The 8094-nt window shown below is 48.5% G+C and carries 5 protein-coding genes and 4 pseudogenes; 3 read left to right on the forward strand and 6 right to left on the reverse strand.

Features of this window, described 5'->3' with window-relative positions:
- Positions 1–80 (reverse strand): annotated as a pseudogene (locus NDA02_RS27820) (IS6 family transposase); the annotation flags it as partial.
- Positions 81–707: 627 nt separating this feature from the next.
- Positions 708–1736 carry a dihydroorotase gene (gene pyrC / locus NDA02_RS27825; protein ID WP_190791008.1) on the reverse strand — a complete coding sequence of 343 codons (1029 nt, stop codon included), beginning with the start codon at positions 1734–1736 and terminating at the stop codon, positions 708–710.
- A gap of 94 nt (positions 1737–1830) precedes the next feature.
- On the opposite strand from pyrC, the gene NDA02_RS27830 reads away from it, so the two are divergent.
- The gene (locus NDA02_RS27830) at positions 1831–2145 is read left to right on the forward strand and encodes an IS1-like element transposase (protein WP_242067225.1); all 315 of its coding nucleotides are present in this window, start codon (positions 1831–1833) and stop codon (positions 2143–2145) included.
- Between the two features lie 55 nt (positions 2146–2200).
- A pseudogene (locus tag NDA02_RS27835) lies at positions 2201–2578 on the forward strand (IS1 family transposase).
- A 155-nt stretch (positions 2579–2733) separates the two neighbouring features.
- On the opposite strand, the pseudogene ribBA reads toward NDA02_RS27835, so the two are convergent.
- The 3 genes and pseudogenes from ribBA to NDA02_RS27850 all read right to left on the reverse strand — a co-directional run.
- Positions 2734–3966: pseudogene (ribBA, locus tag NDA02_RS27840) on the reverse strand (bifunctional 3,4-dihydroxy-2-butanone-4-phosphate synthase/GTP cyclohydrolase II); the annotation flags it as partial.
- A 145-nt stretch (positions 3967–4111) separates the two neighbouring features.
- Positions 4112–4687: an NADPH-dependent FMN reductase gene (ssuE, locus tag NDA02_RS27845; protein WP_190791010.1), complete on the reverse strand. Its 576-nt coding sequence runs from the start codon at positions 4685–4687 to the stop codon at positions 4112–4114.
- 506 nt (positions 4688–5193) lie between these two features.
- Complete coding sequence (locus NDA02_RS27850) at positions 5194–6135, reverse strand: TauD/TfdA family dioxygenase (protein ID WP_190791011.1); 942 nt, start codon at positions 6133–6135, stop codon at positions 5194–5196.
- Between the two features lie 1165 nt (positions 6136–7300).
- On the opposite strand from NDA02_RS27850, the gene NDA02_RS27855 reads away from it, so the two are divergent.
- Positions 7301–7909, forward strand: a complete 609-nt coding sequence (locus tag NDA02_RS27855; protein ID WP_348256281.1) for a carbonic anhydrase — start codon at positions 7301–7303, stop codon at positions 7907–7909.
- 36 nt (positions 7910–7945) lie between these two features.
- Here the strand turns inward: NDA02_RS27855 and NDA02_RS27860 are convergent.
- Positions 7946–8094, reverse strand: a pseudogene (locus tag NDA02_RS27860) (IS5/IS1182 family transposase); the annotation flags it as partial.

An 8094-nucleotide genomic window follows, 5' to 3' on the forward strand; every position in this document is an offset into this window, starting at 1 on the left:
TAACGGCAGTACCAACGAACATTGAGCAGGATAATTTCAGGCAAGAAATGCCGCCACTTGAACAGAGCAGCAGTAGCCATCGGAGGGCGAGAAGGCATAACGGGGCTTGTCTATCTTACCAGCGGCTGTTTTTGCGACACAACCGGGATGCATACGGGTCGCAATTGTAAACGCCCGCCCCTATCCTTTGCCTTTTGGCTCCAGCCTATCAGCCTGATTTGGCTGGGTTGCACTCACGGCAGTTCAGACACACCTTTGCTTTCGCTATCCATAGATTCCTGCTCAACGGGATAACTGAATGAGGCTTTCAGCGACCGCTTTTTCATCTCGCTTTACGGCTTGATGACCAGTCGCTACCGTAGAGATGATGCTGTCACCCCTTGCATCTGGGGAGAGGGACTTGCACCCTCACAGTAATCAAGTTGTCAAGGTTCGGTATCCTCCGTTCCTTGCCATCCGTCCCTGAATATTGCTATCCATTTGGGATGAACGAATCGCACACAACCTCAGTGCAGCGGAGGGTTGAGAGTTGCTGGTGCTGAGTTCAAGTTTGTCTGCCGCCGCTGATTTGAGTCGTTAATCTTCTCTAAAATGGTTCCTTTTCGCGCAGTAAAGCGTCCTGGATAAGCCTTTTAACCTTCAATTATCAAGGCATAGCGTGTTGATAACACAATTATCTAAATCAATTCACTGCTCTCAGGCTGGGGTCAAGCCATTTGCCAAGTCATTTCTTGACCTGCTCGTAAGGGCACAAGTCCGGATTCCGTGAATGGAACTTCATCAGGAACACACCATGTCGTTTTGGTCAAAGTGATGTGTTCAGTATTACGTGGAAGTTGATAAAAATCTGGTCCATAGAAGCTGGCGAAAGCTTCAAGTTTATCAAGAGCATCGGCAATCTCAAACGCTTCTGTGTACAACTCCATGGCGTGCAGAGCCGAATAGCAACCCGCACAGCCACAGAAACTTTCTTTGCTATTCCGAGGATGGGGGGCGCTATCGGTGCCTAGAAAAAACTTAGGATTACCAGAGGTTGCTGCTTGCAAAAGCGCCGAGCGATGCTCCTCTCGTTTCAAAATTGGCAGGCAATAAAAATGGGGGCGAATGCCACCTTGAAATAGACTGTTGCGGTTAAATAACAAATGTTGTGGCGTGATTGTTGCAGCAATGTTGTGTGCAGATAGGACATACTGCACCGCATCTGAGGTGGTAATGTGTTCAAGCACTACGCGCAGGCTGGGAAATCGTTGCTTGAGCGGGAGCAAATGTCGCTCGATAAATACCTTCTCGCGATCGAACATATCAACATCGTGATCGGTCACTTCTCCGTGCAGGAGTAAAGGCAGGTCTACCTGCTGCATCGCTTCAAAAACGCGATCGCACTTGCGAATGTCCGTCACCCCCAAATCTGAATTGGTTGTTGCCCCAGCGGGGTAATACTTGACCGCTTTGACAAACTGAGCTGCTTTCGCTGCGATAATTTCTTCGGGACTTGTGTTGTCAGTAAGGTAGAGCGTCATCAGTGGCTCGAACTGTTGACCCGCTGGAACTGCTGCAAGGATGCGATCGCGATAGGCTGCGGCATCAGCTATCGAGCGTACTGGAGGTTTCAAATTTGGCATGATAATCGCGCGGGCAAACTGACGTACCGTGTGCGGCAGAACCGCTTTCAACGCCGCGCCGTCGCGTAGATGGAGATGCCAGTCGTCAGGCCGGGTGATGGTGAGCTTTTGCATTCTTCAATTATAGAATTGCTAGTGCTTCTGGGTAGTGTTCTAGACCTGTGGAAGTAAGGGAGAATAGTTCCTACGTCTATTCCCTCATGCTCCTATGGTTCTAGAGCCTGTTCTTTGTCCTGCTTGTAGTAGCTCTGATGGGGTCAAACGTGGCAAATCCTCCGAGGGCAAACAACGCTACAAGTGTCGCAATGCCGATTGTTCCCGCAGCACCTTTATTCGAGATTACTCTTACCGGGGCTACCTGCCAGAAGTGAAACAACAAATTGCCGATATGGCAGTCAACGGCAGTGGCATTCGGGACACGGCTCGGGTGCTAAGCATTAGCCCCACAACAGTCATTGAAGAGTTAAAAAAAGTCTCGCCACCTGAAGCAAGTGAACCAACCCCTACTGGAACAATTGCCTGAACCTGAGAAGGTCGAAGTCATTGTCCAGCAAGTGGATGAGGCAGAAATGGACGAGATGTGGAGCTTTGTGAGCAATAAAAAACAGCAATGCTGGTTATGGCACGCGATTGATCATGCGAGTGGTAAAGTACTGGCTTATGGGTTAGCTGACCATACTGACGCAGCGTTGAAATCATTGATGCAGTTGCTGATACCCTTTGAGATTCAACAGTTTTACACGGATGGTTGGGGTGGTTATGCTTGGTTGCTGGATGAAGACCAGCATGAAGTCGGCAAGCATTACACCCAGAAGATTGAACGGAAGCACTTAACGTTACGAACTCGGATCAAGTGATTGACACGCAAGACGATTTGTTTTTCGAAGTCGGAGTGGATGCATGACATTGTGATTGGGTTATTTATAAACCGCTATGAGTTCGGGCTTCCCGTCTAAGTCCTTCCACAGGTCCAGAACACTACCAACTCAGCCCTATCAAGCTTCCTGAGTTTAGCGTACACTTTTCTCTCCGCAGGTACAGCGATCCCAAGTTCACTGAATCTAGGATTAATGCGCCTGAAGTCCTATCGAGTTCATTAGAATGCAAGACTCAGAAGATGCCCCAGTTTTTGTGCCTTGGTGGTCAGGTAAGCTGCACTATAAGGGTTTGCTGAAATTTCGAGTGGAACACGTTCGACGATCGCCAGTCCCCAGCCATCCAGGCTCACTACCTTACGGGGATTATTTGTGAGCAGGCGGATATTCTGTAGCCCTAAATCTTTGAGAATTTGTGCGCCAACGCCATAGTTGCGAAGGTCTGCCTGAAATCCCAGCCGTTCATTAGCTGCAACGGTATCGAGTCCTTTATCCTGAAGCGAATAGGCTTTGAGTTTGTTCACTAAACCAATACCCCTGCCTTCCTGACGTAGATAGACCACCACGCCCTGTCTTGCCGCTTCAATCATTTGCAGGGCTGTAAGAAGCTGTTCGCGACAGTCGCACCGCAGCGAACCGAAGGCATCTCCAGTCAGACATTCTGAATGAACGCGAACCAGTGGAGCCTGATGCTCAAACTCCTCTGGATTCCCTTTGACGATCGCCGTAGCTTCCGAACCATTTAGGGCATTGCGGTAGCCATAAATTTGAAAGTGGCCAAACTGAGTGGGTAACTCCGCAACGGCTTCACGGGTTACAAAGCGATCGAACTGAAGACGATAGCGAATCAGATCCGCAATGCTGATGATTCCGAGATGATGAGTTTTCGCGTAAGCTTGCAGTTCCGGCAGTCGCGCCATTGAACCGTTTGGGTTTTGAATTTCGCAAATCACGCCAGCAGGATGGAGTCCTGCCAGTCGCGCTAGATCCACAGCTGCTTCCGTGTGCCCTGCCCGTTTAAGGACACCGCCTGCCTGTGCCCGCAGCGGAAAAATATGTCCGGGTCGTCTCAAATCCTGGGGACGAGTAGCAGGATCAAGGGCAACCTGAATCGTGCGCGATCGATCGCTGGCGGAAATTCCCGTTGAACCCCCCAGATGCGGTGCGGCATCAATACTAACGGTAAATGCTGTTTGGTGGGCATCTGTGTTGCTTTGCACCATCGGCGGCAAATCAAGCTGGTCGAGCCGATCGCCCGTCATTGCTAGACAGATTAAGCCCCGTGCCTGGGTTGCCATAAAGTTGATCATTGCAGGCGTGGCAAACTCAGCGGCGCAAATCAAATCGCCTTCGTTTTCGCGATCTTCATCATCCACAACGATGATGGCTTTACCTGCTTGAAGTGCCGCGATCGCGCTAGACACAGAATCAAATGAAAATGGACTGATATCGCTTGAGAGGCGATCGATTGAAGGAATCGAGGAATGATTGGGTGATGATTTAGACATAACAAACGTAGAGCTTGAATGATGAGAGGAATTATTTTGTGGGAGGTCAACTTGTGGAAGATCGATCACCTACCTCAGCATTATTTGTTTATACGCGCAGCAGAATTTAGTGGCTCACTTCTGCAAAGGCTTTGCCGTTGGATAGACCCTGACGCAGATTGATTGCTTCAACAAAATCATTTAGAGAATGCTTCAATCGCTGGTCGGTTTCCTCATCCACCTGAACCGTTTGATCCGCTTGAAGCTGAAGCTGCTTATCAACAGCGTAGACACCCCCCAAAATATGCCGCGCCTTCAGTTCAAACAGCACGGGTTTCAAGGCATAATCCACCGCTAACAAGTGGGCGATTGTTCCTCCCGTTGCGATCGGCAAAACCACTTTGCCTTCAAAAGCTCGCTGCGGCAGCAAATCGAAAAATGACTTGAGCAATCCCGTATAGGAGGCTTTGTAGATCGGTGTGGCAATAATAATCCCGTGAGCCTGGGACAGCAGCGCATTAACGGGTTCCAGTGCCGGACTATTGTACTGTCCGTAAACGAGTGCTTCCTGAGAAAAATCGCGAACTGAAATGGTATCGGTGTGAAAGCCCTGCTGCTGTAACAGGGAATTAGCATATTCCGCCAGCCCATAGGTGCGGGAAGGATGAGTTGGACTACCGGAAATCGTCAGAACGTTAGGCATTGTAAAAATCTCCTACAGGTTATGCAAAGCGACTGAAGCGAGACCGCTTTCTCAATGATTGAGAAAACTCGTAGATGAAACTGCTGTGAGCAGATCGGTTTTGGAATTGCGAAGATTGCTGCTGAAGATTTGCAATCTGATCGCTGCTAGGAAACTAATGCAGCCTGATCCCGCTCACTAAACTCTCTTCGGCTTATCCTGCCAGAGTCCAATTCCGTCATACAGACCTGGAGCCATTAAAAAGACTTGAACCCAGAGAATGTTGAACCACCAGTAAAGCCCTTGGACAATATTTTCTCGACCAAAGATTGCTTCTGTGATGGCATAGAGAAATATAGAAATGGCTAAGCTGGCGATCGACGTGACGATCCCTTTCGTCGGTTGACTCAGACCATTGAAGGGCCATAAATTGAACTGCCAGAGTAGTCCTAAACCTACTGTTGTCCAGATGGCAGCGAATGTTGGACCTGTTGTGGTGTTGAAAAGGCGATTATTGCTTCGGGAAACTACGAAATAATGCCCTGAAGATAAACGGCAGAATCTCCTTTGATCGCTTCACTGCGTCTGCCGTCGATACCAATGGGGAAATCACCGACCAAAGTGACTCGCTGAACGCGACGCAGTTGTTTGCCAAAATCATCAATGGCATAGTGTTGGGTTGCGCGGTTATCCCAGAACGCCACATCGCCTTCCTGCCACCGCCAGCGAACCGTATTTTCCAGCCGAGTGACATAGGCTTGCAGGAGTCGGAGCAAATCATCGGATTCCGTTTGAGAGAGTCCTTGAATTCGACGTACGAAGCCACCGATAAACAGGACTCGTTCACCGGATTCAGGATGAACTCTAACGACTGGATGCAGTGTTTCATAAACGGTAGATTCAAAGATGCGGCGATATGCCTTGAACTCCTCAGACAAATCGACCCTTCCTGTCGTGTAATCGTAGGCGTTGCTGTGAACTGCCCAGAGTTGATCTGCCACTGGGTGGAGAGGGTCAGGCAAATCTTGATAGGCAGCCGCCGTATTTGCCCAAACTGTATCCCCGCCGACAGGAGGGATTTCAACCGCCCGCAGAATTGAACCGAGGGGTGGGCGATCGACAAAGGTGACATCAGTATGCCAATGGTTTGCCCGATTCACATTACGTCCATAATCGAGGTCCAGAATTTCAGGATGATTGGGCAGGGAGGGCACTGTGGGATGGGCAATGGTAATCTCGCCAAATCGACGGGCAAAGGCAACTTGTCCTGATGCGTCTAGCGATTGTTGCCGAAAGAAAATAACTTTGTATTGAACGAGTGCTTTACGGATATCACTAATCACCTCATCGCCCAGCGGCAAGCTGAGATCCAGCCCTACAATTTCTGCACCAATTCGCCCTGCAACAGGTTGAACGTTGAAGTGCTTAGATATAAAGGATTTAGGTGCAACAAGAACACTTGAATTCATTACTTCTTCCTTATCAAACTGAGCTGCTAAACGAGTCTGAGTTATGCAAGTCTTTCTCAGCAATTCCTCATCATTGATGCTTGTTGTTAATGCTTACTGTTGACGCTTATGAATTGTGGGAAAGAGATTGTCCAGAACCTCCAATAAATAAGCCAGCACTTGACAGAGCGGATCAGTCATAATGCTTGCTTTGCCAATTCAATTATCTAAATGTCAATCGGCTTACTGTACATTTAGCGTAGTATGAAGTAAGAGTCCTAAAACGATCAAGCACTCAGGCTACATTTTTGGCATTTGTCGGAAATGACTTCGAGACAAAATATTAACGAGGGGCAACCCGCGTTGGATGAATCGTGCCCTGTAGCCACTTCCCTTTTTATTTGTTATCTTTTCTTTATCGCGACTTTAATTTCAGCAATCGTTCCTGAGCAGCTTGTCACGCTTCAACCGTTTTTCTGAAACAGAACCGAGTGAAGGATTGTCCTTGCTGCGGTTCCTAGCAGAAGCTGAGCCGGACGCCACGGCAACGTCAACATCTTGAATAAGATAGGGAGACTAGCCTGATGTTGATAATTTGGAGGAGACGACGGCAGGTGAACTAGATGGGAAGGTAGCAATACCCGATTGAATTCAAAGTAGCCAGAGCAGAGCGATATCTTATCTATCTTCTAATTTGTTCTGGTCTTATAAAGTAATTGTTACCCTTCTCAATCGCACCTTTAAGCTCATCACTACAATTGAGCAGAGTTAATTTGATCCACTCGACGATTTCCAACTGCATTAGAACCAGTGAAATTTTGCATTTATTTGTGGTTTGCCGTTTGCTAGATATCGCACGCGCAGCAAAACTGATCCGCAACGGACCTCATCATAGGGGCTAACTGGCATTGCTGTCCCTATGATGCAGGGAAATCGCTATCAGAATCGCCCGGTTTATTCTACCGATGGAATCGTTGCAGCAGACAGTCCCTACTTCAGTCTCAGCGAGCTTGCAGGAAAAACGTTTTGCTATATACAGCTCTGCTTACCTCACGACGAAGGCACAGAAACTTGGGTATCTTTTGAGTCTTGCATTTTAACGGAACCTATGAAAAAGTAGTATTTGTTAAATACGGTACACCCGTAGACTTACCGTAGATTTGCAAGGAATGAGATAAAAACAAACATGAGTCAAATCTTGGATGAAGTTCTTGCGGCAAATCAGCAATACGTGCAGGATTTTGGTGATAAAGGGAGCCTACCGCTGCTGCCTGGTCGCCGCTTTGCTATTTTGACCTGCATGGATGCCCGCCTTGACCCCGCGAAATATGCCGGACTTGCGGAAGGGGATGCTCATGTGATTCGCAATGCTGGGGGGCGTGCCAGCGATGATGCCATCCGATCGCTCGTGATTTCCTACAAGCTACTGGGCACTCGCGAATGGTTTGTGATTCACCACACGGATTGCGGCATGCAGCTTTTTACCGATGAGATTATCCGTGGTTTGCTCAACCAAAGTCTGGAAACCGCAGTTATTGACGAGACTGGTTGGCAGGACATTGGGCAGGGTCTGGGGTCAGCGGAGGCTCAGTTCGTTGATTGGCTGACGTTTAGAGATTTAGCTGAAAGTGTACGGGTTGATGTACAGCGAATTCGGAATCATCCTTTGGTCCCTGCAACCATTCCCGTTCATGGTTTTATTTATGATGTGAAGACGGGTCAGCTGATTGAAGTACCAGAAGCCACCGAAGCGGGCAAAGTAAAGGTTGCTGCTACTAGAGTTGTCGGGAAATAAGAACAGAGCTAGCCAATGCGACCTTTCAAGTTCTTCCTATGCCGCAGTCAGGTAGAAGTTCCATAATCCTGCTGCGGTTAGCATAAGGTGATCATCAAACTCCGCTTTTCGATTGCGATAGATAGCGCTCACCGCATTGTAACGCTTGACTCCAGCAAACGCATTTTCACAGACCACTCGCGATT

The organism is Leptolyngbya sp. ST-U4, assembly GCF_039962215.1.
In the GTDB taxonomy this organism is placed as follows: Bacteria; Cyanobacteriota; Cyanobacteriia; order Elainellales; family Elainellaceae; genus Leptolyngbya_A.